This is a genomic window from Vicinamibacterales bacterium (genome assembly GCA_041659285.1).
Classification (GTDB): domain Bacteria; phylum Acidobacteriota; class Vicinamibacteria; order Vicinamibacterales; family UBA2999; genus 12-FULL-67-14b.
This window is the reverse complement of record JBAZYO010000003.1, coordinates 116,137-141,077: the sequence shown is the minus strand read 5'-3', so window position 1 is coordinate 141,077 and position 24,941 is coordinate 116,137. Positions and strand designations below refer to the sequence as shown.

Genomic DNA, 24,941 nt, shown 5'->3' with positions numbered 1-24,941 from the left:
GGCTCGACGCCGATTTCCCCCTGGGGTGATCGTACGACTCGCGTCCCGGCGGGTCAAGGAACCAGCTGACGCACTTCCTGCCACGATTGCACACGAATCCCGGGCCGGCAGACCTCCTGGCCGTTGGCCCTGGCGCAGACTCGGGCCAGCTCGGCCTCAATGGCCCGCCTCGAGCCCAGCCGGCCAAACGCCGCGGCGCGCACGCGGAGCACGCCGCGCCCCTGCGCCTCCCCGTCCCTGAGCGGATCGTCGTCCGTCTCCCGGCTGTCGTCGGCAACCCACACCGCGAGATAACCGGGCGCGGGGCGGGCAAGCCCAGGCAGGTTGTCCAACGGACCGTACGCATACAGCCGCCATCGCGGGTTGTTGGCGCCCCAGGGGCGCTCGTCGGTGTTGGCGTCCATCTGGGCGCCGCTGCACGAGGTGACCTTTCCGCAATTGAGGGTGTTGGTTTCGGCGGTGAGGTTCACGGCGCCGCCTCCGGGGATCGCGCGCACACCGGAGGGCGGGCCGTCGGCAACGGTTCCCAGCTCCGCGCCGGCGAGTGCCGCGTTCCAGTCGGCGCGGGCCAGGTCGTGGACGGCCAGCTCGATGCCGGCGTCGGCGGCATGGAGCAGCGCCACGGAGCCCTTCAGGTTGCCGGTGGCCAGGTGATCCACGAACAACACCACCGCCAGGCCGAGGCCGACGGCAGACAGGAAGCTCGTGGCGAGCAGGGCGAGGATGAGCGCGATGCCGCGTTGGCTGGTCATGACGGGTTCCTCAACGAGGCGGACAGGTGAAGGGTGCGATCCGGCACCCGGCGGCGAGGCACCGTCGATCGAGCGACGAGACGCACGGTGATGTCCACGCGCTTCAACACGTCCAACGAACGCCACGCCGCGATGCTGAACTCCGGCACGTCGTCCACGATGGGCTGCACCGCGCCGCTGGCGGTCTCTCGAACCAGCGTGGACGATCCGTCGGCTTGTGGATCCAGCCGATAGGTGTCGGCCGACACTTCCATCACGACCGCGCCCGCCGGATACGCGGTAGCGAACGCGCGCGACGGGGTCAGAGCGTGGGCGGGCTTATCGGTGGAGGCGACCGTGAACACGTCGAAGCGGCCATCCACATCGGCGACGATGGCCACCGTGCCTTTCGAGAAGCCGCACACGTCGCCCGCTGACGGGCAGCTGGCATCGGGCGTCAACTTCAGCGAGCCCGATGGGCTCGACTGATCCACGTCGAGCACGCCTCGTCCCGGCGCCGCGGGCGAGATCACACGGAAGCCGTGAAAGCGCGTTCCATCGTCGTCCGGTTCGAGCAGCATCACCGCCGGCACGGCCTCCCCCGCCGTGCCATCGTCACGGGTGGCGGCGACGAGAGCGGCGGAGCGGAGCACGCGCGCGAGCACGTCGGCCGCCGTGCGTTCGCGCTGCTGGAGATCGAGCGCTTCCGGGGTGGCATCAAAGGCTGCCCTCGCCTGGGGCGCGACGGCCGCGACGGCACCAGACAGGAGGGCGCAGACCGTGAGCGCCACCAGCAACTCGACCAACGAGAAGCCTGCCGGGCCCGGCCGGGATGTGGCATCCGGTCGGGATGTAGATCGGGATGTAGCATCCGGCTTTAGCCGGATAGTGAATGTGGCATCCGGCTTCTTGACCGCCGAAGCCTTGGCGGAGGTGGTTAGCCGGATAGACCCGCCCGTCATGGCTGCCTCGCACGCACGGTGGCGAGGCAGGCGTCGGCCGACACCGGCGCGAGCCCGTCCGCGGGGTATCGATACACGCAGACTTCGATGACGAGCGCTTCGGGCACGAAGTGATCGAGCGGAAGAATCCGCCACCGCCGCGTGAAGGCCGTGCCCTTGGTCTCGTCCCCAGACTCAACTACCCTGCCCTCGGGATCGAGGAAGTCAACGAAGCCAGAGGTGTCTTCGGCCAGGCTCTGGCTCGGCGACGATGAGAGGGCGGCGTCGGTAACCGGCTCACCGGCCGGACCGTACGTGAACAGCAGAGAGCGGAGGGACTCGAGTTTCGACTGTGCGGCCACCAGCGCCGTGCCCTGCACGCCCGCCTCGCGGGTGGAACGGACGCTCAGCGCGAAGAGTTGGGCGATGCCGGCGAGGGCGGTGACGAGGACGCCGGTGGCGACCACGGTTTCGATCAGGGTGAAGCCGTCGCGTGACGGGTCGGGGATGTTCTGCATGCCCCGGGATGGTGCAATTCGCCTGCCCTGCGGCGGATCGGGTGTGCGGAGCGACTACTCGCGGGATTTGACGAGGGCCGGTTTGGCACGGAGTCTGCGGCGCGCAGTATTTGATCGATGAATGGCGACGGCGTGCTGCAATTTCTGACAAGGCGGCTTGGACGGCCGGCGAGGCGCTGCCAAGGCGCAGCCTGGAGATGCGCATGATTCAGGGGGCGTAGCCACGCCGAGCGGGCTGGTCGAGCAAATGAGATGAGCCGCCAATGAGGTATTGGCGCAATCGCGCAGGCCGGCAGGCAACACTCATCTGAATCGCTCTCCGACGAACCCGGTACGATTCACTAGCGATAAAGTCGCCCATACTTGTCCGCGCTTGACTCGCTCAGCGCGGGCTCCTTGCGAACAGTCCCTCGACTTCCGCTACTGCCTGGGGGTCTACCGGCCCTCCGTCCTTAGAACGGTATCGGACAACGTAGGTGACCACTGCTCCGTCCTCGTTCTTCCAGTTTCCTGCCCACATCCTCACCACATTTGCCCCTTCGACATACTCCGCCCAGCCACCAGTAAACTCGGAGCTTCTGCGACCAGGAAACAACACCAACTCATCTAGCTTGACCCAAGTGGGGGGGTGATATTGGTTGTCCAATGCCAGCCGAAACCGCTCCCCCGGGTACGACTCCTTGACACGAAACGCGACACTACTGCCACGGTTTCCCAGCTTGACGTCGGTTGCATCTTCGGGCACGAACAGATGGCTATCCTGGGAGCCGACCTCCTGCTCGACGCTTCGTTCACAGCCTGTGACGGCCGAGAATCCGCAGAGAATCAGGATTCGAAACAGCTTTATCATGTCAGGCTCTCTCGCGCAGGCCGGCAGGCAACCAGACTCATCTGAATCGCTCACCGAAGAACCCGGTACGATTCAGACCGCGCTGGCCCCGATCGACAGAATGAGTAATGAGGCATCGGTGGCCGCCGCGAAAGCCTCGACACGTTGCCGCTCGCTGCGCAGCAGGGCCTCGATCGGGGCCGTGCCGGCGTTGCCGACATCGAGCCAGATGACTTTCGGAGGAAAGCCTTCGACGAAGCTGCGCTCTCGAAAATCGGTGTCTTTGGAAGCAATCGCGAAACCGTGAGTCTTGGCGTACTCCCAAATGTGAGCATCTGGCGCCGACCGAAGACTGACCTCGCGAACATGGGTGCTGCCTGGATACTCGGCACGCAGTCCGGTCACCAGCGCCGGACTCAGGTTCGCGTCGAAGAGAATCTTCACGCCACGGAGTTCGACAAGCGTCGTTCACGAGCGGCGGCGAAGGCCAACGAGGCGCGGATGTCTTCGCGCTTCAGATCTGGAAAGTCACCGAGAATCTGCTCCTCGGTCATGCCGCCAGCGAGATACTCCAGCACGTCGTACACGGCGATCCTCGTACCCTTGATGCAGGGCTTGCCGCTTCGCACTGCCGGATTCACGGTGATTCGATCTTCCCAACCCATGACGGAGATTCTACACCCGCAGTTGAATGACGTGCCCGAGTCAGGCCTGAGGCGGCCGCCGTGGAGCCCGGGAGGCAGGTCACCGGGTCTCCGGGTGCTCGCACTCGATCGGCGTACATCCGCGCCCTTGAGTTGATGCTGCTAGTCCCTCACGGCCGCAACTGGCGCGCCGCCGCGACAGCGTCGCTTTCCCGCCCCTCCCAAACCAGGTCGCGCTCTATCCCGGCCCCAAGTGCAGTCTCAAGTTCGCGCTCAATAAAACTCACTTCCACTCGAAACTTGGCCTCGGCCCTGATTGGCCCTTCTCGATCTATTGTTACGTAGTGCCCTTCCCGAGCACGGACGATCGCGAATGATTCCTCCACAGTGCATCCATGCGGAGACGCACCACGGCCGGTTGATGAGCTTCCTGTCAAGCCTGGGATCGTGATGAGGTGGCTTCGCAAGCAAATCAGCTTTGCGCTATCCGAATTGTTAACCAGTCCTACCCACAATCGCCCAGTCGCAGCATCGGACGCAGCAACCTCGAGGCGCCATGGTTCAACGGACCTCGCGGATGCCGTCTCGGAAGGTGGACTCGAGCAGTTCGTGCATTCGAGGGCTAGCGCAAGGATCAGAACGCACTTCAGATTACCGCCCATCTCGTCTCCTTTGTGAATCGTCCGGATACCTGCGCTGCGTGAGGCGGCTCAACGCGTCGTAGTCACTGGCGAGCATGCGGCCGATCATCACGTGCGAGATGCGCGTGGAAGCGCCCCACCCGTACAGAAGATCAGGAGACCAGGAGACCTTCGAACGTGAGCGCTTGAACTCCTGATCTTCTGTTCGGCCACCTACACCTCGACATGAACCGGTAAGCGCACGCGAAAGCGCGCCCCACCATCAGGATTGCTGCCGGCCACGACCACCCCGTTGTGCGACACGATCACCTTCTGCACAATCGCCAGCCCCAGCCCGGTGCCGGCCGCCTTCGTCGTCGCGAACGGCTGAAAGAGCCGGCTGAGCGCGGCCGGCGATAGCCCGGGGCCGTTGTCGTCCACGGTCACGTAGACGTCGCCGCCCGTCACCTCGCCACGCACGGTGATGGCCGGCGCCACGCCGGCCTCCGCGCACGCTTCCAGGCTGTTACGGAGCAGGTTGCTGAACGCCTGCCGCAACAGCACATCGTCCCCGTTCACCGTCGCGAAGTTGCCCTCGATCGTGGTCACGGCCGCGGCGCCCGGGAGATCCTCAATCGCGCGCGAGAGGATGGCGCGAAGGTCAACAGGCGCCATGGCGAACTGCTCGGGCCTGGCAAAGCGGAGGAAGTTCGTGACCACCTCGCCGAGGGCGATGGTCTCGGCGCGGATGCCTTCCACGTACGTTCGTGCCGGTTGTGGCAGCGCTTCCGGATCGAGCAGGCGACCGTAACCGTGAATGGTGGCAAGGCCGTTGCGGAACTCGTGCGCGAGGCCGGCGGTCAGCTCACCCAGCCGAGCCAGGGCTTCCTTGAATCGCAGGCGCTCCTCGAGTTCGACGACGGAGGTGAGATCGGTGAAGAGGCACACCACGGCCTGCATCGCGCCATCGGCGCCGGTAATCGGCGACACCGTCACGCCCAGGTGCGACGGCCTGGCGCCGCCCTCCAGCGTGACGGAGCGGCGCAGGATGGGCGACGTCGTCCGCAGCGCTTCGCCGATCACGTCCGCCAGCGCCGGCACGCTTTTCAGGATCTCCCCGACCGGCCCGCTGGTCACCGCGGCATCGAGATGGAGGATGCGGTGCGCCGCCGGATTCACGGTCTGCACCACGCCGTCACGATCGACCACCACCAAGCCGGAGGTGAGGCCGGCCACGATCTGGCTGGCGAGCCGTTCCGACGCCTCGGCCCGCGCCGCCATCTGGCGCTCCTGCGCCTTCAGCTTGGCGACGGCCTCCTGCAGCGCCATCGACAGCATGGCGCTGTCGCCGCGTTCCGGCTTTTTCGCGCGCGTGCGGCCGCTGGCCGCCCGCACGAGCATGACCACGGCCACGATCAGGAGGAACGCGATCATGAGTGCGAGGCCGAGCAGCGCCGGTCCGGCGACCGTGAGATCGCGCATCAGAAGAAGCCCGAGTACCAGGTGATGAGTGGATCGCCGGCGAGCATCGCGGCCAGCGTGCCCAGGGCCAGGAAGGTGCCGAACGGCAGCGCCAGCTTCATGCTGCCCTTCTGCAGCGCGATCAGCGCCATTCCGATCAGCGCGCCCGAGAACGACGACAGCACCAGCGTGACCAGCACCGCCTTCCACCCGAGAAAGGCGCCGACCATCGCCAGCATCTTGACGTCGCCCATGCCGAGGCCTTCTTCACGGCGCACCAGGTAGTAGGCGGCGGCCACGCCGTAGAGCACGCCGGCGCCGAGCGCCGCGCCAATCAGCGCGGCGGTGAAGCCCGGTGGCGCGATGACACTGAACAGCAGGCCCACGGCAATGCCCGGCAGCGTGATCACGTTCGGCAGGATCTGGTGTTCGAGGTCGATGCCGAAGAGCGCGACGAGAATGCTGACCAGGGTCAGCCGGCTGACCATCAGCGGCCCCACCGGTGTCAGCCACACCACCAGCACGAACAGCAGCGCCGTGATGATTTCGACAATCGGGTATTGCGCCGAGATGGCGGCGCGGCATTGGCGGCAGCGGCCGCCGAGCGACGCCCAACTGAGCACCGGGACGTTGTCGTACCACCGCAACTCGTAACCGCATTTCGTGCAGCGAGACCCCGGTGAGACCAGCGACTGCCCGAGCGGCAGCCGGTAGATTACGACGTTGAGGAAGCTGCCGATACACAGGCCGATGAGGCCGGCGACGATCAGCAACTGGGTGGTGGCCTCCATTACTGTGGCGCCAACGGTTTGGCTGGACCGCCGACCGGCAGCGGCCACAGGGATGACTGCCGGGACAGGTCGATGGCGCCCGTGGCCGGGTCCAGCACGTAGGGCGTGCCGGCGGGGTCGAGCGGAACGCTCCGCAGCCGCGCGCTGACGGCCAACTCGCGCCAGTCGCGCGGCGGCCGGCCCTGGGACTCGATGAATTGCCGCGACCGCCGGTTCAATTCATCGATCTGATCCATCGCGTCCAGCTGCGCCAGGCGAAGCTGCGCGTTGGTCTTCAGCCAGTCCACGTCCGCGGTCTCGAGGATCTGCCGCCACAGGAACCGGGACGAGATGCGGTCGCCGCCCTGCGCGAGCGTCGTCGCGGCCAGCGGCTTGAGCCACTCGGGGGCGCCCGGCTGTTCCGCACCCTTCGCGAACCATTCGGCCGCCGCCTGGTAGTCGCGCAGCCACCAGTAATAGATGAACCCGATGTCCTCGAAGTATTCCCAGCGTCCGTTGTCGCGGAGGATGCCGCGCTTCAGCAGCGACACCGCCTGGTCGGGCCGCCCCGGCCCGTTCGGGTAGGCCTCGGTGAGGAAGATGGCGCCGAACCGGTAGGCGACGCGGAAGTGCGGATCGACCGTGGTCACCAGGTCGAGTAGCGGATACAACTGCTCGAAGTTGCGCTGGCGGCCCTCCGTCAGGCGCTTGCCGCCGTAATACACCACGGCGCGAATCCAATAGACGTCGGCAACGAGCGCGTCGAACCCGAGCGAGAGGCGATCGAGCAGCGGACCGGAGCGCAGCCACATCACCGGCGCGATCGGCTCGTAGGGCTCCCAGCCGCGATCGCGCACCGCCTGCACGCCCACCGACAGCAGGAGCAGCACCGCGACCACGGCAAGTGCCGGGCGGGCGGATGGGCGCGGATCGGTGCGGGCCGGGGTGGCGTTCATGGCCGGTTCACTTGAAATCGCGCCGCCGGAAGACGGCGATCGACGACACGATCAGCGCGGTGATGTAGATCGCGGCGTAGAGCAGCGTGTAGGCCACGTGCGAGGCCGCCACCGGCATGCCGTGGACGACCTCCGCCTTGATGTCAAACGGCGCGAGGTTCGGCAGCAGGTAATACAGCACCTTGGTGAGCCAGACGATCCAGGCGACGTCCAGCACGTTCTGGAAATTGCGGAGGTCGCTGTTGAAATGACCGGCCACCCACAGGCCGAGCGTCAGCACCGTGGCCAGCAGCGGCGACGAGAACGTCGAGAAGAACAGCGCCAGCGCGGTCACCAGCATCAGTTCGCCGAAAATCAGCGCCACGGCGAGCAGCAGTCGCGGGTCGAGCGCCGGCGCGTCCCACGCCGGCTTCGCGCCAGGCGGGGTGACGACGTCCATGTAGTAGAGAACGAGGTAATAGGCCACCGTCATCACCGCGATGTTCACGCCCAGTGTCATCACCAGGCCGGCGTACTTCCCCAGGATGAACTGCACGCGGCTCACCGGCTTGGCGAGCAGGCCGTACACGCTCTTCCGCTCCACTTCCTTCGAGACCAGGTTGATGCCGATGAACACGGCGATCAGCAACCCGAAGATCGAGAGCGCGGCCAGGCCGAGGTCCTTGATGATCTTCAGGTCCTGGCCGGCGGTCAGTTGGGCGATCAGGTACGACGCGGCCATCAACAGCACGGCGAAGATCACCATCGTGTAGGGCACGCGGTCGCGGACCGATTCCTTGAAGACGGCGCCAGCGACGATCCAGATGGTCCTCACGATCAGACGCCCCCCGTGTCGCGAGGCGCGGTCGCGCCCACCACCTGCACGAAATAGTCTTCGAGGGTCTCGCGAACCGGATTGAGCGACACGATGCGGGCGCCGCGGCGGGTCAAGTCGCCGAGCAGGCGATCAGGCTCGGCATCGGGCGGCAGGTGGAGCATGACGTGGCCGTCGCTGAGCGGCGTGACCCGCCCGATGCGCTCGATCTCCGGCCGCAGGTCGGCGCCGACGCCTGACAGCACCAACTCCCAGCCTTTCAGCTCGAACGCGAGAATCTCCGACAGCGCGCCGGAGGCGGCCAGGCGGCCCTGGACCAGCACGCCGACGCGGCTGCACAACGCTTCGGCGTCGGACAGGATGTGCGAGCTGAAGAACACCGTGCACCCTCGCGCCCGCAACCGCAGGATGATGTCGCGCACGTGCCGCCGGCCGAGTGGATCGAGGCCCGACATCGGCTCGTCCAGGAACACGATTTCCGGATCGTTGAGCAGGGCCTGGGCCAGGCCGACGCGCTGAATCATGCCCTTCGAGAACCGGCGGAGCCGCATTCGCCGCTCCGCGCCGATGCCCACCTCATCGAGCACGCGCCCGACCCGGGCGACGACGTCAGGGCCGCGGTACCCGAACAGGCGCGCGAAGTACGACAACAGCTCTTCGGCGGTCAGGTAGTCGTAGAAGTACGGGTTCTCGGCGAGAAAGCCGATGCGCTGCCGCACCGCGGTGTCGCTCAACGGCCGGCCCAGGATGCGGGCGGCGCCGGACGTCGGAAACAGCAACCCCATCAGCAGCTTCAGCGCGGTGCTCTTGCCGGCGCCGTTGGGGCCGAGAAACCCGAAGACTTCGCCGGCCTCAACGTTCAGCGTGAGGCCGTCGAGCGCGCGGTAGGGACGGGGGCGCCAAAAACCGACGGGAAAATCCTTGGTCAGCCCCTCGATCTCGATCGCGGCGGCCATTACTTACCGCTGGTGACCCGCCGCAGCTCCCACGCGATCGCCGCGTCGAAAAATTCCGCCCGCAGGCCGGGCAGCCGCAGGCCGTTCATGAAGAACGTGGGCGTCCCCGACACCTTCAGTTGCGCGCCCTGGGCGATGTCGCCCTTGACGAGTTCGAGCGTGGCCGCAAACCGCGCGTCGAAGCCGGTGACGCCGCCGACGGTCGCAGCCGCGGCCTTGACGCCCTCGGGCGTGAGCGTGGGCTGGTTGGCAAACAGCCAGTCTTCCATCGCCTCGGCCTTCCCCTTCTCGCGCGCCAGGCGCACCGCCACGGCGGCTTCACACGAGGACGGGTGCAGATCCTGGTTGACGGAACTGTTGCACTGCCGCTCGAGCGGATAGTCGCGCATCACGAACCGGACCTTGCCGGGCTGCTGCTTCGCCCACTTGGCCAGCACCGGCTTGTATTCCATGAACGTCTGCCGGCACGGCGGGCACTGGTAGTCGTTGAACTTCACGATCACGACGGCCGCACCTTCGTTCGGCACCAGCAGAGGCACCCGCGGCTGCTGGGCCAGATACTGTTCGAGCTGCGCAATCTGGTCGGCGCTGGGCGCCGGGCCGGCGGCCGCTTGTTCCGCACCGGCCGCGCTGGGCTCGGCCGAGACGGCGGTGGCCGCCTGGCTGGGGAACCACGCGACCGCGGCGCCAGCCGCGAGCACGAAGGCCACCGCGGCCGCCACGGCAGACGGCGTGCGGAACATCAGCCGAAGATCACCAAGAGCACGAATGGGGAGACTGGTCATGGGGTACCTGGTGGCCGCTCCCGACAGCAGGAACAGCCCGATGATGGCCACGTATGTGCCGGCGCACAGCACGCACACCGCTTTGAGAATGACAAACGACGCATAGGCAAGATAGAGGACCACGGCAAGGCCGATGGTCGAGGCCGCAAACACATACCCCGCAAGATTCCCGGACGCGGTGGCCGACCGAGAACACAGGAGGACGAGGCCGATCACGAATGCGAAGAAGATCACGCCGAACACGGCCACCGGCACGCCGCCGACCGCGCCGTACCGGCTCGAATACGCCTCCGTGCAGCTGAACATGGCATTGACGTCGCAGATGCTCGTGTAGGTGGGGTCGTTTAGCAGCTGGTAGTGCACCCAGGCGGATGCCGACGACGCCACCAGGCCGAGCACGGCAAAGGTCGTATACCAGGCCGTCCCCGGGGGCGTGGCGGGAACGGACGAATCGGTCGGGCTGGCCATCGGGGGATTTTACTCCGTAACCCGCCTTCGCCATTGACTGAGCTGAATGGCTTCGGCGAGGTCTCGCCGTAGCCGCGCCACGTCATTGCCCGGCGTAGGGGCGGACACGACGAAGGGGTCCGGTTTGCACCGAACCCCCTCGCCGAAATCCCGAGTCGAACCCAGCTTCCTACTGGAGAGGCAAGCCGTCCGCTGCGACGATGCCGGTGGAGCCGTCGGTAGAGGCGATGGCCGCGGCCGCATTGAAGAAGATCGTGCCCAGAGTGTTCGTCCAGAAGTGGCGCACACCCGTGGAGCCGGCGGTGGTCGGGTCGGCGGTCGCCCAGTAGGTGCTGGTCAGGGAGGCGGCAGCCGTGCCGTTGCAGGCGACCAGCGTGCCCGCCGAGTTGTTGACGGTGCCGGCGCCCATGTCGATGTCGTAGCCGCTCTTGCTGAACGTTGTCGCCAGCATGAGGTCGGGGCTGATGAACGGGGCGCCGCCGGCGGCCGGGGCGTCAAGGTCGGTCAGCGCTGCCGCGTAGAACCCGTTGGCGCAGCTGGACGAGAAGGCCTGCTGCGAGCTGTTGATGGCGCGCATCGAGCCGATGGCCGAAGCCTCGTTGCCCGACATGCGGGCGCGCAGAAGGCCGGGGACGGCGATGGCCGCGATGATGCCGATAATCGCCACGACGATGAGCAGTTCGATGAGCGTGAAGCCCTTGTTGCTGCGGATGCGCATGATGCTGTCTCCTAAAATTCACCAGGTTACGGTCTATTCTCTTGACGACGCCGCCCATTAGGCGGCATCGCATACCCGTCCTATAGCAACCCGCGTACCACCCAGGTCTCCAGAGGCCGAGCCTTGAACTAACTCTCTGTCTACAGGTGCTTTATCGGCACATGGGCCGGCGCCGTTAGGCGGCCTTGTGCGCCCAGCCGGCGAGAAAAGTGACACTTTCCGTCAGGCGTCCCTGGCAGTTCTTGTCAACTGCACGGGGTTGCACTGCCCCGGCGGAAGGCCCGCTCAGGGCGCCACCTCGATGATCCAGAACCCGTGCCCCGCCGTCTGGTAGCGGACCTCGTAACCCAGCCTGGCCGCCGGCAATCCGACCTTGCGCAGTGCCACGACGTAGCGCACCCCGTCGGCCTTCCAGCGTGGCCAATCCGTGATCAGGTCGGTCGGCGCATACGCCGGGCGCCTCGTCCGCAGGAACACCAGGCCCGGGTTGGTCGACGCCACCGCCCCCTCGTCCTCGAGATGCTGGTTCATCCAGACCAGCACCTCGTCGGCTTCGCGCGCCAGCCGAACCCATTCGGATGACAGGGCGGTGTTCTTGATCCGGATGTAGAGCGCGTGGTCCACCAGGTTGAAGCCGATGACGACCAGCCACCCGACGCTCGCCGCCCGGGCCGGCACCGCCGAACCGCGAATGACGCGCACCATCGGCGCCCACACCGCGTCGGTGCCCCGCCAGAAATACAGCAGCAGGAACGGTGCGAGCGGCACCACGTAGCGATACGACTGCGCACCCACCAGTGCGATCATGGCCAGCGTCGTCGGCACGAGCAGCTCGGCCAGCGTCACGCGCGATCGCACCGAGCCGGCGAACCCGATCAGCGTGATGACGCTGATCGCGAACGACACCACCATCGTGGCGCCGGCGCCGCCCATGCTGGACACCTGAGTGCCTTCGCTCCCGCCGACGGCAATGACTTCCTGCCCGCTCTCGTCGGGCCCGCGATACAACACCGGCATCACGATGGCGCCCAGGTCGCGACCCAGGATGTTCACCGCATTGCGGACGATGCGTCCGGCGACGCCGGCGGCGGTCACGCGAGGCGAGTTGGGATCGCCGGTACGGCTCATCGTCAGCAACTCGAGGTAGGAATGCGCCATGGCGCCGCCGTTCGCGCGCCGCTGCTCGGGCGTGGGCTGGTGGGTTTGCGCGTAGAGCAGCCACGGCACGAGGCACACGGCCACGACCACGGCAAACCCGGCCGCGCGCTTCCAGAGCCGCACCTTGATCAAATACGCCACGCCCGCCACGACCAGCGCGACACCGGCGATCCGAATCAGCACGGTCGCCGCCGCCAGCACGCCTGCGATCGCGACATCCTTCGTCGCCTGGTCGCGCCGCGCGCTGCGTTCCAGCCACACCACCGTCACCACCTGCGCGAACGTGAAGACGCACTCGGCCATCACCGTGGAGGTGGCCAGGAACACGAACGCCGGCAGCGTGACGATGGCGAACGCCAGCATCGCCGCCACCGACGGCAGCAGGTTCCGGTAGCGGACGAAATACCAGTACGACGCCGGGCCGGTGGCCAGCATGGCGACGATTGACACGGCCTTGAGCCACGCGATGTTGTCCGGGAATTGCGGGGCGAACAGGAACACCGGTGCGAGCAGCAACGGAAAGCCCGGCGGCACGGCCGGCAGGATGGCGCCGCCGGCCGCGCTGATCAACTTGTAGCCGTCGCCCTGCGCCAGCGCCTTGGCCAGCACCATGTACCACGCATCGTCGACGATGAGGCCGGCGGCGTGGTCGAGGCGCAGCAGGTAGATGGCCAGCGCCGCCGCGCCGGCGGCGGCCGGCGCCAATCGCCACGACAGGCGGGAAGGCATGCGCTACTTGAGCCCGTACTTCTTGGCGAGGTAGCGGAACTGCCGGAAGCTGAGGCCCAGCACGTCGGCGGCCCTCGTCTGCACCCCGCCGGAACGTTCGAGCGCGCGTTCGAGGTGCGACCGCTCGATGTCCTGGAGGTGGCGCTCCAGGTTGAATCCCGGGCCGGCGTCGCCCACCTCGCCGTTGCCCGCAGGGCTCCCCACCGGCGTCGTCGGCTGGCCGCTGCGGAGGTTCTCGGGAAGCGTGCCCAGCTGCACGCGTGGCTGTGATTCCAGCGCCACTGCGCGCTCGATCACGTTCTCGAGCTCGCGGACGTTGCCGGGCCACGGATAGGCGCGCAGCGCGGCGGCGGCGTCCGGCGAGAAGCCGTCGATGTGCCGCCCCATCTCGCGGCCGTACTTCGCGAGCGCGTAGTCGGCAATCAGCAGCACGTCGTCGCCGCGGTCGCGGAGCGGCGGCAGCGTCACCGGAATCACGTTGAGGCGATAGAACAGGTCTTCGCGGAACTTGCCTTCGCCCACCAGCTTCGGCAGCGCCCGGTTGGTGGCGGCGATCACGCGGATGTTGGCCGGCGCCTCCTCGGTGCCGCCGACGCGCCGATAGGTGCGCTCCTGCAACACGCGCAGCAGTTTCACCTGCATCGCGGGGGTCATCTCGCCGATCTCGTCCAGGAACACGGTGCCGCCATCGGCCGCTTCGATCAGGCCCTTCTTGTCTTTGTCGGCGCCGGTGAAGGCGCCGCGGACGTGGCCGAAGAGTTCGGATTCGAGCAGCGCCTCGGGCATGGCCCCGCAGTTGACGGCCACGAACGGATGGCCGCTGCGCAGCGACAGGTTGTGCATGGCGCGCGCGACCAGCTCCTTGCCGGTCCCCGATTCCCCGGAGATGAGCACGGTGCTGTTGGTCCGGCACACCGTCTCCACCAGGTGGAACACCTCCAGCATCACCGGGCTCCGCCCGATGATCCCGGCGAACCCCGGCGCGGCGGTGGTCTGCCGCAGCACGGCGTTCTCGTGGCGGAGCCGGCGCGACTCGAGCAACTGGCGGACCTGCATGGTCACCAGGTTGACGTCGCGAAACGGCTTTTCGAACAGCGCCTCGGCGCCCAGCTCGCGCGCGTCGGCCCACTCGATCGAATCGCGCGTCCAGTGGGCGGTCATCATCAGGACGACGGCGTCGGGGGCGAGGTCGCGGACGGCCTTGAGCAGCTGCACCCCGTCGAGGCGCGGCATGCGGATGTCGGTGAGCACCACGTCGAGGAATTCGCGCGTCACCAGGTCGCGGGCGGTGACACCGTCTTCCGCGGTCAGCACGTCGAAGCCGTCGCGCTGGAACAGCAGGCGCATCCACTCGCGCATCGACTGCTCGTCGTCGACGATCAGGATGCGCGGCTTGGTGGCCGCGGCCCGCTCGGCGGGCCTCTTCACGACGCCTGCCCTTCCATGATCGACTGCGGGGTGCGGCCGGCGGGACGCGCCGACGGAAAGGTCACGCGGAAGGTGGTGCCGCGGACCGGGCGGGACTTGACGTCGATGTGCCCGCCGTAGTCGCTGACAATGCTATGCACGATGGCCAGGCCGAGCCCGGTGCCCTTGCCGAACGAGCCGCGGAAGGGCTGGAAGATGGCATCGGCGTCTTCGGGGGCAATGCCGACGCCCTCGTCTTCGACCAGCAGCACGGCGGTGCGCTGGTCGCCATCGGCCTCCTCGAGCGCGCTCAGCGTCAGCGTGCCGCTGCCGGGCATGGCGCGCAGGCCGTTGGTGGCGAGGTTCCAGACGATCTGCCGGACCTGCCCTTCGTCGGCGTCGATCATCACTTCGTGGTCGGCCTGCCCCACCTCGATGGTGTGCCGTTCTTCCACCTCGGGGCTGTTCCGCAGCAGCATCGCCGTTTCCTGGACCGCGGTCCGCAAGTCGAGCCGCTGCACCTGGAACCGCTGGGGACGGGCATAGGCGAGGAACGACTTGATGGTCTGGTTGAGGCGTTCCGACTCGCGCAGCACGATGTCCATCAACTGCGCCTGGTCGCCCGAGAGCGGCAATTCCTGCTTCAGCATCTGCATCGAGCCCGACATCGAGGCGAGCGGGTTGCGGATTTCGTGAGCGATGCCGGCCGCCATCTCGCCGACCGCGGCGAGCCGCTGCTGCAGCCGCGCGTCCTGCTCGAAACGCTTGACGTCGGTGACGTCCTGGAAGGTGTAGAGGTGCCCGCGGGTGCCGTCCGGCAGCGGCAGCGCGGCGGCGCTCACGCCCAGCTCGATCACCCGGCCGTCGGCGCGCTGGAACTGGTAGTCGATGCGCTTGCTGCGCACCCGCGCCAGGTCCTGCGAGAGGGTCGCGGCAAAGGCGCCGGGCAGCTGCAGCACGGCGGCGGCCGGCTCGCCGATCGGCAGGGCGCCGCTGCGCCCGGTGATCAGCACGGCCGAGCGGTTGAAGGTGAGCAGGCGGTTCTGGGCGTCGGCGGTGGCCAGCCCGCTCAGCAGGTTGTCGAGCACGTACTGGTTGAACGCCTGCAGGTCGGCGATCTCCTCGGTCGCCTGCTCCAGCTGCGCCTCGCCGCGCCGCGCCCGCTCCGCCAGCGAGCCGCTCAACAGCGCCACGGCGAAGAACCCGAACGTGTTGATCGCCACGGTGTACTGCGCCTCGTTGGCCGGCGGCAGCTCGACCGACGCCGGCGGCGTGAACGGCAGGTCGATGTTGCCGCTGATGTAGAGGTACTGCAGCAGCACGAGGCCGATGAACAGGATGGCGCTCAGCGCCGCCATCTGCAGCCCGCCGCGCCGGAACTGCACCGAGGCGGCGGCGACGATCGGCAGCATGTAGAGGATGGTGAACAGGCTCTCGACGCCGCCGGTCACGAACACCGCGGCCGAGATGATCATGGCGTCGAGGGCGAAGTGCACGTCGGTGAGCCACGGCCACCGGTCCACGAACCGCAGGGACCCGATGAAGCCGAGGCTCACCGCGTAGGTGACGGCGATCAGGAAGAAATACGGGTTGACCGGCCAGATGCCGGGAAAGCGCAGCTGGACCACGAGGGCCGATCCGAGCAGCACGGTCGCCACCACCAGGCGGACGGCGATGTGCGCCGCCAGCCGCTGCCGGAGGGTCCCCTGCTTCATCCCGTCAGCTTGCTGATCAAGTCGAAGATCGGCATGTACATCGCGATGACGATGCCGCCGACGGCGCCGCCGAGCAGCGCGATCATCAGCGGCTCGAGCAGGGTCAGCAGGCCTTCCACGGCGACGTCCACTTCTTCCTCGTAGAAGTCGGCGATCTTGCTCAGCATGGTGTCGAGGGCGCCGGTCGCCTCGCCGACGCTGATCATCTGGCACACCATGCCGGGGAAGACGCCGGTCTCCTTGAGCGGCGCCGAGATGGTCTCGCCGCGTTCGATGCTCTTGCGCGTGATCAGGATGGCGTCTTCGATGATCGCATTGCCCGAGGTCTTGGCGGTGATGTCGAGGCCGTCGAGAATCGGCACGCCCGACGCCATCAGCGTCGACAGCGTGCGGCAGAAGCGCGCCACCGCGATCTTGCGCAGAATGGGCCCGAGGATCGGCAGCTTCAGCGCAATCGCGTCGATCATGCGGCGGCCCTTCGGCGTGGCGTAGTAGGTGCGGAACGCCCAGCCGCCGGCGAAAAACAGCACGAACAAGACCGGCATGAAGCGGATCAGGTTGTTGCTGAGCGCAATCACCACTCGCGTCGGCAGCGGCAGCGTCGCGCCGAGACCGGCGAACAGCGAGGCAAAGGTCGGGATGACCTTCCACAGGATGACGCCGATCACGATGCCGGCGATGGCAATGACCGCGATCGGGTAAATCATCGCCGACTGGACCTGGCCCTTCAGCTTGACGGCCTTCTCGATGTAGACGGCCAGGCGCTTCAGGATGGTGTCGAGGATGCCGCCCGCTTCGCCGGCGGCGATCATGTTGCAGAACAGCGCGTCGAACACCTTCGGGTGCCGCTTCATGGCCTCGGCGAGCGACATGCCGCCCTCGACGTCGCTGCGCGTCGCCAGGATCACCTGGGCGAAGTACTTGTGCTCCTCCTGGTTGCCCAGGATGTCGAGGCACTGCACCAGCGGCAGGCCGGCGTCGATCATCACCGAGAACTGGCGCGTGAACACCGCCAGGTTCTTGGCCGGCACGCTGCGCGCCTTGAGCGGCTTGATCACCGCGGCGGCGGCCGACCTGGCCTTGGCCGGCTGGATGCGGGTGACCTGGATCTGCTCGCGGCGCAGCGCCGCCACCACCGCGTCCATGGTGTCGCCGATGCGTTCGCCCGAGACCGCTTCGCCGGTCCGGGTCCGTCCTGAGAATGCAAAAGTCGCCATAATCAATCTCCGATATCAGTGTCTCGATCGTCGATTGGGGGGAGGCACCTTTATCCGAACCGTCCTTACGTCCCGGGCCGCATCGGCGGCCGCGGTCCCGCGCCCGGGCCGCCCGGACGGCCGCCCATGCCGGCCCCGGCGACGACGCCGGCGCCGCGATTGATCATCTCCTGCAGCTCCTCCCGGTTCGACGAGGCGTTGATCGCCGTGTCGAGGGTAATCAGGCGGCGGAAGTATAACGTCGCCAGCGACTGGTTCATCGTCTGCATGCCGAGTTTTTCCTGGCCGGTCTGCATCGCCGAGTAGATCTGGTGGACCTTGTCCTCGCGGATCAGGTTGCGGATGCCGGGCGTCGGCACCAGGATCTCGAGCGCCACGGTGCGGCCCTTGCCGTCGGCGCGCGGCAGCAGCGCCTGGCAGACGATGCCCTCGACCACCAGCGACAGCTGCGTGCGGATCTGCGACTGCTGGTGCGACGGGAACACGTCGATGATGCGGTTGATGGTGGACGACGCCGAGTTGGTGTGCAGCGTGCCGAACGTGAGGTGGCCGGTTTCGGCGATGCGCAGCGCCGACTCCACCGTCTCGAGGTCGCGCATTTCGCCGATCAGCACCACGTCCGGGTCTTCGCGGAGGGCGGCGCGCAAGGCGGCGGTGAAACTCTGGGTGTCGCTGTGCAGCTCGCGCTGGTTGATCAGGCAGTTCTTGTGCTGGTGCAGGTACTCGATCGGGTCTTCCACGGTCAGGATGTGGCCGTGGCGCTCGGTGTTGATCTTGTCGATCATCGCCGCCAGCGTGGTGGACTTGCCGCTGCCGGTCGGCCCGGTCACCAGCACGAGGCCGCGCGGCCGCTCCGCCATCTTGGCCAGCACCGCCGGCAGGCCCAGCTCCTCGAAGGTCCGGATCTTCTCGGGAATCTGGCGGTAGACGGCGCCGACCGCGCCCTTCTGGTTGAACATGTTGCAGCGGAAGCGGGCGACGCCGCGGATGCCGAACGAGAAGTCCAGCTCCAGCGTCTCTTCGAACCGCTTCTTCTGCGCGTCGGTCAGCACGGCATAGGCCAGCGACTTGGTGTCGGAGGGCGTCAGCTCCGGGTAGTCGAGCTTCTGCAGCTCGCCGTGCACGCGCACCTGGGGCGCCGAGCCGATCGACAGGTGCAGGTCCGAGCCGCTCAGTTCGACGGTCTGCTTGAGGAGATCCGGTAGCGTGGCCATAAGTTTTCTCAGAGGGTCCGGCTAAAGCCGGACGCTACACAATGCTGTCACCGTCGGTTACTTCACCGTCTCGCGCAACACTTCTTCGATCGTCGTCACGCCGTCCTTGATCTTCCGCAGCCCGCTGCCGCGCAGGGTAATCATGCCCTCTTCGATGGCTTTCCGCCGAATTTCCAGCGCCGAGGCGCCGACCAGGATCAACTCGCGCAATTCGTCGGTGATTTCCATCACTTCGTAGAGGCCGACGCGGCCCTTGTACCCGGTCTTCAGGCACTTCTCGCAGCCGGTGCCCTTCTTGGGCTTCACCGACTGCGCGTCTTCGCGCGAAAAGCCGACCTGCTCCATCGCCGCCGGCGGCAGCTCGTCCTCGACCTTGCAGTTGACGCACACCCGCCGCACCAGGCGCTGGGCGCACACGAGATTGAGCGAGCTGGCGACCAGGAACGGCTCGATGCCCATGTTCATCAATCGGCTGATGGTGCTGGGCGCGTCATTGGTGTGCAGCGTCGACAGCACGAGGTGGCCGGTGAGCGCCGCCTTGACCGCGATTTCCGCGGTCTCGAAGTCGCGGATTTCGCCGACCAGGATGATGTTCGGGTCCTGGCGCAGGAAGCTGCGGAGGGCGGCGGCGAAGTTGAGCCCGATGCTCTCGCGCACCTGCACCTGATTGACGCCGAGCAGGTTGAACTCGACCGGGTCTTCGGCCGTCATGATGTTGGTCTCGGGGGTGTTCAGCTTCGAGATCGACGAGTACAGCGTGTTGGTCTTGCCGCTGCCGGTCGGGCCCGTCACCAGCACCATGCCCCACGGCTTCTGAATCTGCGCCTCGAGCTTCGCCAGCGATTCCTGCTCGAAGCCGAGCTTGGTCATGTCGAGCATCAACTTGCCCTTGTCGAGCAGGCGCATCACGATCTTCTCACCGAACAAGGTCGGCAGGCACGAGACGCGGAAGTCGATGTCCTTGGCCTGGCCGGCATCGCTGAAGCGGAGCTTGATGCGGCCGTCCTGCGGCAGGCGCTTCTCGGCGATGTCGAGCTTCGCCATGATCTTGACGCGCGAGGTGATGGCGTCGCGCATCTTCAGCGGCGGCGACATGATGTTGTAGAGAATGCCGTCCATGCGGTAACGGACGCGGTATTCCTTCTCGTACGGCTCGATGTGGATGTCGCTGGCGCCCTTGGAAATCGCCGACATCAGGATGACGTTCACCAGCTTGATGACCGGCGCCTCTTCACCCTGCCGGGTGAGCATCTCGGCGCTGATTTCCTCGAGGTCTTCGATCACCTCGACGTCGGCGGTGTCGCCAAGCATCGTCGGCAGGTCGGCGAGGGAGCGCGCCGCGACGTCGAGCGCGCTCTCGCCCTGGTTGTCGGAGACCCCCATCGCCGTGGCGCCGCCGCGCGAGGCCTGCGTCTGGGCCGGGCCGCCGATGCCGTAGTACTTGTCGATGGAGTCGAGCACCGCCGTTTCCGACGCCACCACCGGCTCGACGTTGTAGCCGGTCATGAACTTGACGTCGTCCATGGCGAAGACGTTGGTGGGGTCCGTCATCGCGATGGTCAGCGTGGCACCGGCGCGGCTGAGCGGGACGATCTGGTACTTGCGGGCGGTTTCGGCGGGCACCAGCTTGATCACCGCCGGATCGATCTCGAACTGGTTCAGGGCAATCGAGGGCACGCCGTACTGCTTCGAGAGCAGCGCGGTGATTTCCTCATCCTTCACGTAGCCCATCTTCACGAGGTTGGCGCCGAGCTTCCCCCCGTTCTGCTTCTGATAGGTCAGGGCTTCCTGAAGTTGGACCGCCGTGATTCGCTTCTCCTTGAGAAGCAGTTCACCAATCCTTACCGCCATGACTGACTAGTGCGTCCTCCCCTAGAACGAATATCGCAATCCCAGGCTCCACGAGCGCTCGTCGGCCTGCCCGCGCGCGACATGGCCCTCCACATACAGCCCCGCCGACAACGCGGCCGACGCGCCCGCCGTGGCCACGGCCCGCGCTTCTCCAACGGTACTGCCGCGCAAGCCGCCGCGCACACCAAAGCGACGATCCCGCCACCAGGTCTCCACGCCCGCGGCCACGTCGCGGCGGTCACCGCTCGGCGTGGGACGGTCCATCACGTCTCCGTCCACCGCCACCACGACGCGGGAGTGGCCGGGCCATCCCGATCCCCACCCGGCGCCCAGCCGGACCTCGGTCTGCAGCTCGACCGATTCACGCCCGGTGGCGTCAAGGTCGAACGACGGGCTGGCCAGGTTGCGCGCCACCAAACCCACACGAAATCGATCAACGGCCACCATCGCGCTCGCGTCCACGTCGGCCTTGACCGAGTCGCCACCCCACACCACCTTCGGCGTGGCAGACACGACGATGTACTCGCTCAGTGAATGCAGCAAGCTCAACGCGATCGTCGAGGTCGTGAGCGCGTGCACACTGCGCCGCACTTCTTCTCGGCCTTGAGAGCCCGTCACTGCAGCCTCTGGTGCCCTCTCGGCAAAGGCCCCCTGCCGGTAGTAGGCCAGGCCCACCGGAGGCAGGGAAAACGCCAGTAAAGAGTGCTTCAAGGCGTCGGCCGTGCCGGCCGGCTCGACCCGCCCGAACTCCAGGCTAAGGCTGACAAAAGCCCCCGTAGCCAGCCCGGCCGGGTTCCAATAGACTGCTGAAGCGTCGTCTGCAACCCCGACAAAGGCCCCGCCCATCCCATTTGCCCGAACCCCTAGTGTTGATTGAGCTTCGGCCCGCGAGGCGGCCGCCAGTGACAGGATCAGCACCAGCAGCTTCAGGTTGCTTCTATTTGACGACATGAAATATTATTTTTGAACCTACGAAAACCGCTGCTGACGGAAGGGAAGACTGCGAAAGCCCGCCTCCGCGAGGCGCTTCGGCGTGGCAAGTCCATCGTATTCAGCGGTTTGGAAGCCTGTCAAGGAAACCAATGGCCATCGAGATTCGTATCAAACTCCAAAGGATCGTGTAGATGCGGCGCATGATCGGTGTGCTGTGGCACCCCAGGGCCACGATGACCGAGGTGGTACGCCGCCCGGCCTTCGTCGCGACATGGGTCGCACTGCTCGCGGTGCTGATGGTTTGCGCGTGGGCGTTGCTCTCCACGGGCGTGGGCCGGCAGGCGCTGGTGGACGAGCGGGTTCGCGTGATTGAAGCGCTCGGTGGCCGCGTGGATGATGCCGCGTACGCCGGGCTGCAGGCCAATCCTCCGTGGCTGGTGTATTTGACGAGCGGCGGGCGACTACTGTTGACGCCCGCAATCACGTTGCTCGTCGCCGCGGGTTTGATGGCGCTGGCGGCGCTCGACGGGGCCAGGGTCCGGTACGTGGTGGCCCTCGCGGTGACCGTCCACGCCAGCGTGGTGCTGGTGTTGCAGCAGATCGTGGCGACGCCGCTGCACTTCGTTCGGGAATCGCTGACCAGCCCCACCAACATCGCGGGCGTGCTGCGGATGCTCGAAGAAGGCAGCGTGCCGGCCCGGTTGCTGGGGTCGATCGATGTGTTCGGGTTGTGGTGGGTGTGGCTGCTGGCGGTGGGGCTGGCGGCGGCCACCGGACGCCAGGCGCGCCATTACCTGTGGCGCCTGTTGGCGGCGTATGTCGGGATCGCGGCAGTGGTCGCCGCGGTCTTCGCGGTGCTCGGAGCTCAGTAAGGGGGACACGTGTTTCGCAGGAAGTGGCTTCTCGTCGTAATCGCGCTCGTCATCGTCGGCGGTGGCGCCAGCGCATACTTCGCCCGTCGCGGTGAGACCGGCGTCTCGGTGACGGCCGAGAACATCCAGAAGCGCGATCTCGAAGCGATCGTGTCGGCCTCTGGCAAGATCGATCCCAAGAAGACGGTGAACATCAGCGCCCAGTCGATGGGCCGCGTGACCCGGCTCGGGGTGAAGGAAGGCGACCACGTCAAGGCGGGCCAGTTCCTGCTGCAGATCGATCCGGTCAACGCCGAAGCCTCGGTGCGCCGCGACGAAGCGGCGGTGCAGGGCGCCCTGACCGGCCTCGAGCAGTCCAAGGCCTCGCTGCAAAGCTCGCGCGCCGCGCTCGAGAGCGCGCGGCAGACCCTCAAGCGCCAGCAGGAGCTGTCGGCCGCCGGCCTGACCACGCGGGAATCGCTGGAGAAGGCGCAGACCGAGGTCGAGATGCGCGAAAGCGATCTCAAGGCGCGCGAGCAGGAAATCAAGAACCGCGAGACGCAACTCAACCAGCAGCAGGCCGGGCTGGCCAGCAGCCGGCACACGCTGACACAGGTGCGCTTCGAGGCGCCGTTCGACGGCATCGTCACGCGCCGCAACATCGAAGAGGGCGAGAACGTGATGGTCGGCACCATGAACAACGCCGGCACGGTGCTGCTCACGGTGGCCGACATGTCGGTGATCGAAGCCGAAGTGGAAGTCGATGAAACCGACATTCCGTTCGTGCAGATGGGCCAGAAGGCCAAGGTCACCATCGACGCAATTCCGGACCAGGAATTCACCGGCACGGTCACCGAGATCGGCAACAGCCCGATCCAGACGACCGGCACCGGGACGACGCGCACCGCCACCAACTTCAAGGTGGTGGTGACCATCGACCAGCAGATCCCCGACGTGCGGCCCGGCTTCACCTGCACGGCGGAGATCACCACCGCCACGCGCCAGCAGGCCACGGCAGTGCCGATCCAGTCGCTGACCGTGCGCGAGCTGGTCTACGACGCGCAGGGCAACATCGTCAACGAGCCGCGGCCGCCCAAGGCGCGCTTCCAGTTCGGCGCTGCGGCCACGCCGGCGCCGGTGGCGGCGAGCCGCGAGTTGCAGCCCGGCCAGAAGCGCGAAGAGGTCGAAGGCGTGTTCCTGATCAAGGCCGGCAAGGCCGCCTTCACCAAGGTCAAGCTCGGTATTGCTGGTGAGCGCTACCTTGAGGTGCTGGGCGGCCTGTCCGACGGCGATCGAGTGATCACCGGACCCTTCGATTCGGTGCGGACGCTGTTCGAAGGCGACGCCGTGCGTGAGGCGGGCGCCCCCGGCGCGGCAGGCGGCGCGGCCTCAGGCGTGCGCGTCCGGGTTGGCGGATAGCGCGGTCCGATGGCGCAGCTCTACGAATCGATCCTGCTCGCGCTGGACTCGATCTGGGCCAACAAGCTCCGATCGTTGCTGACCCTGCTCGGCAACATCGTCGCGGTGTCGTCAATTATCACGGTGGTCGCGCTGATCACCGGGGTCAACGAGGCGGTCACCGACGCGATCGTGTCGGACCTGGGCGCCGATTCCTTCACGGTCCAGCGGATGGGCATCACGCAGAACGAAGATGAGTTCGAGCGGATGCGCAACAACCCGCTGGTCACGCTCAAGGACGCGACGGCGATCAAGCGCTTCGGGCAGGCGGTCGACTCGGTGATGGCGCAGGCCCAGACCTCGACACGGGTCGCCTACCGGGATGAGGAACTGGAGTCGATCCAGGTGCAGGGCGTCAGCGAGGAGTACCTGGACTTCACGACGTTCGACGCCGAGCGCGGCCGCATGGTGACGCCGACCGAGGTCTCGCGCAAGCGACTGGTGGCGCTGATCGGCTGGGGCGTGGCCGATCGCCTGTTCGGCGCCGCCGACCCGCTCGACAAGGACATTCGCATCGCCGGCGTGCCGTTCACGGTGGTTGGCGTCAGCAAGAAGAAGGGCGCCGCCTTCGGCCAGTCGCTCGACGAATTCGTGGTCATTCCGCTGGGGTCGTTCCAGAAGCTGTTCGGGGCGCGGCAGTCGCTGCAGATCATGATCAAGCCGCGCGACGCGACGCTGGTGGCGACGGCCAAGGACGAAACCCGCGTCGCCCTGCGGGTGGCGCGCGGCCTGAAGCCGGCCGAGCCCGACAACTTCGGCATCGTCGCCTCCGATTCGGTGCTCGGGATCTTCCAGCAGGCCACCGCCGGCATCGCCGTGCTGCTGGTCGGCATCGTCGGGCTGTCGCTGCTGGTCGGCGGCATCGTGATCATGAACATCATGCTGATGGTGGTGAGCGAGCGCACCCGCGAGATCGGCCTGCGCAAGGCGCTCGGCGCCAAGCGGCGCGACATCATGTCGCAGGTGCTGACCGAGTCGATCACGCTGTCGATCGTCGGCGGCATCGTCGGCATCGCGCTCGGCGCGCTGTTCTCGACCATCATCTCGTCGCTGACGCCGGTGCCGTCGAGTGTCGAGGCGTGGTCGGTGATCCTGGGCGTGACCATCACCGCGCTGGTCGGCCTGGTGTTCGGCTACTATCCGGCCCGCCGCGCCGCGTCGCTGGACCCGATCGAAGCCCTGCGCCGGGAATAAGCC

23 protein-coding genes are annotated in these 24,941 nt (G+C 67.0%); 3 read left to right on the top strand and 20 right to left on the bottom strand.

The features are described 5' to 3' along the window. Nucleotides 1–53: 53 nt before the first annotated feature. The 20 genes from WC815_05595 to traF all read right to left on the bottom strand — a co-directional run bounded on the left by WC815_05595 (nucleotide 54) and on the right by traF (nucleotide 21,453). A complete protein-coding gene (locus WC815_05595; GenBank protein MFA5908227.1) occupies nucleotides 54–752 on the bottom strand; it encodes a hypothetical protein in 699 nt (232 codons plus the stop codon). Further along, the gene (locus WC815_05590) at nucleotides 749–1,693 is read right to left on the bottom strand and encodes a prepilin-type N-terminal cleavage/methylation domain-containing protein (GenBank protein ID MFA5908226.1); all 945 of its coding nucleotides are present in this window, start codon (nucleotides 1,691–1,693) and stop codon (nucleotides 749–751) included. The genes WC815_05595 and WC815_05590 overlap by 4 nt, the downstream gene beginning before the upstream one ends. Continuing rightward, nucleotides 1,690–2,190, bottom strand: coding sequence for a hypothetical protein (locus WC815_05585; protein ID MFA5908225.1), 501 nt, complete (start codon nucleotides 2,188–2,190; stop codon nucleotides 1,690–1,692). The genes WC815_05590 and WC815_05585 overlap by 4 nt, the downstream gene beginning before the upstream one ends. Before the next feature lie 382 nt (nucleotides 2,191–2,572). Next, entirely contained in the window at nucleotides 2,573–3,040 is a 468-nt protein-coding gene (locus WC815_05580) for a hypothetical protein (GenBank protein ID MFA5908224.1), read from the bottom strand. 72 nt (nucleotides 3,041–3,112) lie between these two features. Next, nucleotides 3,113–3,463 (bottom strand): DUF5615 family PIN-like protein, encoded by a 351-nt coding sequence (locus WC815_05575; protein ID MFA5908223.1) that lies wholly within the window; start codon nucleotides 3,461–3,463, stop codon nucleotides 3,113–3,115. After that, entirely contained in the window at nucleotides 3,460–3,684 is a 225-nt protein-coding gene (locus tag WC815_05570) for a DUF433 domain-containing protein (GenBank protein ID MFA5908222.1), read from the bottom strand. Before WC815_05570 ends, WC815_05575 begins: the two co-directional genes overlap by 4 nt. Before the next feature lie 833 nt (nucleotides 3,685–4,517). Then, nucleotides 4,518–5,765: an ATP-binding protein gene (locus WC815_05565; protein ID MFA5908221.1), complete on the bottom strand. Its 1,248-nt coding sequence runs from the start codon at nucleotides 5,763–5,765 to the stop codon at nucleotides 4,518–4,520. After that, on the bottom strand, nucleotides 5,765–6,535 hold the full coding sequence (locus WC815_05560) for a prepilin peptidase (GenBank protein ID MFA5908220.1): 771 nt from the start codon (nucleotides 6,533–6,535) through the stop codon (nucleotides 5,765–5,767). Before WC815_05560 ends, WC815_05565 begins: the two co-directional genes overlap by 1 nt. Then, the gene (locus tag WC815_05555; protein ID MFA5908219.1) at nucleotides 6,535–7,470 is read right to left on the bottom strand and encodes a hypothetical protein; all 936 of its coding nucleotides are present in this window, start codon (nucleotides 7,468–7,470) and stop codon (nucleotides 6,535–6,537) included. Before WC815_05555 ends, WC815_05560 begins: the two co-directional genes overlap by 1 nt. 7 nt (nucleotides 7,471–7,477) lie before the next feature. After that, on the bottom strand, nucleotides 7,478–8,284 hold the full coding sequence (locus WC815_05550; protein MFA5908218.1) for an ABC transporter permease: 807 nt from the start codon (nucleotides 8,282–8,284) through the stop codon (nucleotides 7,478–7,480). Nucleotides 8,285–8,286: 2 nt separating this feature from the next. Next, nucleotides 8,287–9,240: an ABC transporter ATP-binding protein gene (locus WC815_05545; GenBank protein ID MFA5908217.1), complete on the bottom strand. Its 954-nt coding sequence runs from the start codon at nucleotides 9,238–9,240 to the stop codon at nucleotides 8,287–8,289. Then, the gene (locus tag WC815_05540; GenBank protein ID MFA5908216.1) at nucleotides 9,240–10,493 is read right to left on the bottom strand and encodes a vitamin K epoxide reductase family protein; all 1,254 of its coding nucleotides are present in this window, start codon (nucleotides 10,491–10,493) and stop codon (nucleotides 9,240–9,242) included. Before WC815_05540 ends, WC815_05545 begins: the two co-directional genes overlap by 1 nt. A gap of 169 nt (nucleotides 10,494–10,662) precedes the next feature. Then, nucleotides 10,663–11,211 carry a prepilin-type N-terminal cleavage/methylation domain-containing protein gene (locus WC815_05535; GenBank protein MFA5908215.1) on the bottom strand — a complete coding sequence of 183 codons (549 nt, stop codon included), beginning with the start codon at nucleotides 11,209–11,211 and terminating at the stop codon, nucleotides 10,663–10,665. 285 nt (nucleotides 11,212–11,496) lie between these two features. After that, nucleotides 11,497–13,098: a glycosyltransferase family 39 protein gene (locus WC815_05530; GenBank protein MFA5908214.1), complete on the bottom strand. Its 1,602-nt coding sequence runs from the start codon at nucleotides 13,096–13,098 to the stop codon at nucleotides 11,497–11,499. Between the two features lie 3 nt (nucleotides 13,099–13,101). Beyond that, nucleotides 13,102–14,526 (bottom strand): sigma-54 dependent transcriptional regulator, encoded by a 1,425-nt coding sequence (locus WC815_05525; GenBank protein ID MFA5908213.1) that lies wholly within the window; start codon nucleotides 14,524–14,526, stop codon nucleotides 13,102–13,104. After that, nucleotides 14,523–16,220 (bottom strand): ATP-binding protein, encoded by a 1,698-nt coding sequence (locus WC815_05520; protein MFA5908212.1) that lies wholly within the window; start codon nucleotides 16,218–16,220, stop codon nucleotides 14,523–14,525. The genes WC815_05525 and WC815_05520 overlap by 4 nt, the downstream gene beginning before the upstream one ends. Further along, nucleotides 16,217–17,437 (bottom strand): type II secretion system F family protein, encoded by a 1,221-nt coding sequence (locus WC815_05515; protein ID MFA5908211.1) that lies wholly within the window; start codon nucleotides 17,435–17,437, stop codon nucleotides 16,217–16,219. Before WC815_05515 ends, WC815_05520 begins: the two co-directional genes overlap by 4 nt. 65 nt (nucleotides 17,438–17,502) lie before the next feature. Next, nucleotides 17,503–18,651: a type IV pilus twitching motility protein PilT gene (locus WC815_05510; protein MFA5908210.1), complete on the bottom strand. Its 1,149-nt coding sequence runs from the start codon at nucleotides 18,649–18,651 to the stop codon at nucleotides 17,503–17,505. 57 nt (nucleotides 18,652–18,708) lie between these two features. Continuing rightward, nucleotides 18,709–20,502 (bottom strand): type IV-A pilus assembly ATPase PilB, encoded by a 1,794-nt coding sequence (gene pilB / locus WC815_05505; protein MFA5908209.1) that lies wholly within the window; start codon nucleotides 20,500–20,502, stop codon nucleotides 18,709–18,711. 21 nt (nucleotides 20,503–20,523) lie between these two features. Continuing rightward, the gene (gene traF / locus WC815_05500; protein MFA5908208.1) at nucleotides 20,524–21,453 is read right to left on the bottom strand and encodes a conjugal transfer protein TraF; all 930 of its coding nucleotides are present in this window, start codon (nucleotides 21,451–21,453) and stop codon (nucleotides 20,524–20,526) included. 173 nt (nucleotides 21,454–21,626) lie between these two features. On the opposite strand from traF, the gene WC815_05495 reads away from it, so the two are divergent. Genes WC815_05495 through WC815_05485 form a run of 3 tightly spaced genes read left to right on the top strand, consistent with a single transcriptional unit; the run spans nucleotide 21,627 to nucleotide 24,938 of the window. Beyond that, nucleotides 21,627–22,307: a YIP1 family protein gene (locus tag WC815_05495; GenBank protein MFA5908207.1), complete on the top strand. Its 681-nt coding sequence runs from the start codon at nucleotides 21,627–21,629 to the stop codon at nucleotides 22,305–22,307. Between the two features lie 9 nt (nucleotides 22,308–22,316). Continuing rightward, on the top strand, nucleotides 22,317–23,705 hold the full coding sequence (locus tag WC815_05490; protein MFA5908206.1) for an efflux RND transporter periplasmic adaptor subunit: 1,389 nt from the start codon (nucleotides 22,317–22,319) through the stop codon (nucleotides 23,703–23,705). Between the two features lie 9 nt (nucleotides 23,706–23,714). Then, entirely contained in the window at nucleotides 23,715–24,938 is a 1,224-nt protein-coding gene (locus WC815_05485; GenBank protein MFA5908205.1) for an ABC transporter permease, read from the top strand. Nucleotides 24,939–24,941: the final 3 nt, after the last annotated feature.

What these genes read in the sequence shown, in the direction of transcription:
- WC815_05585 (MFA5908225.1), bottom strand. Translation starts at nt 2,190, where the DNA reads ATGCAGAACATCCCCGACCCGTCACGCGACGGCTTCACCCTGATCGAA.
- WC815_05530 (MFA5908214.1), bottom strand. Translation starts at nt 13,098, where the DNA reads ATGCCTTCCCGCCTGTCGTGGCGATTGGCGCCGGCCGCCGCCGGCGCG.
- WC815_05485 (MFA5908205.1), top strand. Translation starts at nt 23,715, where the DNA reads ATGGCGCAGCTCTACGAATCGATCCTGCTCGCGCTGGACTCGATCTGG.
- WC815_05595 (MFA5908227.1), bottom strand. Translation starts at nt 752, where the DNA reads ATGACCAGCCAACGCGGCATCGCGCTCATCCTCGCCCTGCTCGCCACG.
- WC815_05520 (MFA5908212.1), bottom strand. Translation starts at nt 16,220, where the DNA reads ATGAAGCAGGGGACCCTCCGGCAGCGGCTGGCGGCGCACATCGCCGTC.
- WC815_05540 (MFA5908216.1), bottom strand. Translation starts at nt 10,493, where the DNA reads ATGGCCAGCCCGACCGATTCGTCCGTTCCCGCCACGCCCCCGGGGACG.
- WC815_05555 (MFA5908219.1), bottom strand. Translation starts at nt 7,470, where the DNA reads ATGAACGCCACCCCGGCCCGCACCGATCCGCGCCCATCCGCCCGCCCG.
- pilB (MFA5908209.1), bottom strand. Translation starts at nt 20,502, where the DNA reads ATGGCGGTAAGGATTGGTGAACTGCTTCTCAAGGAGAAGCGAATCACG.
- WC815_05560 (MFA5908220.1), bottom strand. Translation starts at nt 6,535, where the DNA reads ATGGAGGCCACCACCCAGTTGCTGATCGTCGCCGGCCTCATCGGCCTG.
- WC815_05565 (MFA5908221.1), bottom strand. Translation starts at nt 5,765, where the DNA reads ATGCGCGATCTCACGGTCGCCGGACCGGCGCTGCTCGGCCTCGCACTC.
- WC815_05495 (MFA5908207.1), top strand. Translation starts at nt 21,627, where the DNA reads ATGCGGCGCATGATCGGTGTGCTGTGGCACCCCAGGGCCACGATGACC.
- WC815_05510 (MFA5908210.1), bottom strand. Translation starts at nt 18,651, where the DNA reads ATGGCCACGCTACCGGATCTCCTCAAGCAGACCGTCGAACTGAGCGGC.
- WC815_05580 (MFA5908224.1), bottom strand. Translation starts at nt 3,040, where the DNA reads ATGATAAAGCTGTTTCGAATCCTGATTCTCTGCGGATTCTCGGCCGTC.
- WC815_05515 (MFA5908211.1), bottom strand. Translation starts at nt 17,437, where the DNA reads ATGGCGACTTTTGCATTCTCAGGACGGACCCGGACCGGCGAAGCGGTC.
- WC815_05590 (MFA5908226.1), bottom strand. Translation starts at nt 1,693, where the DNA reads ATGACGGGCGGGTCTATCCGGCTAACCACCTCCGCCAAGGCTTCGGCG.
- traF (MFA5908208.1), bottom strand. Translation starts at nt 21,453, where the DNA reads ATGTCGTCAAATAGAAGCAACCTGAAGCTGCTGGTGCTGATCCTGTCA.
- WC815_05535 (MFA5908215.1), bottom strand. Translation starts at nt 11,211, where the DNA reads ATGCGCATCCGCAGCAACAAGGGCTTCACGCTCATCGAACTGCTCATC.
- WC815_05570 (MFA5908222.1), bottom strand. Translation starts at nt 3,684, where the DNA reads ATGGGTTGGGAAGATCGAATCACCGTGAATCCGGCAGTGCGAAGCGGC.
- WC815_05545 (MFA5908217.1), bottom strand. Translation starts at nt 9,240, where the DNA reads ATGGCCGCCGCGATCGAGATCGAGGGGCTGACCAAGGATTTTCCCGTC.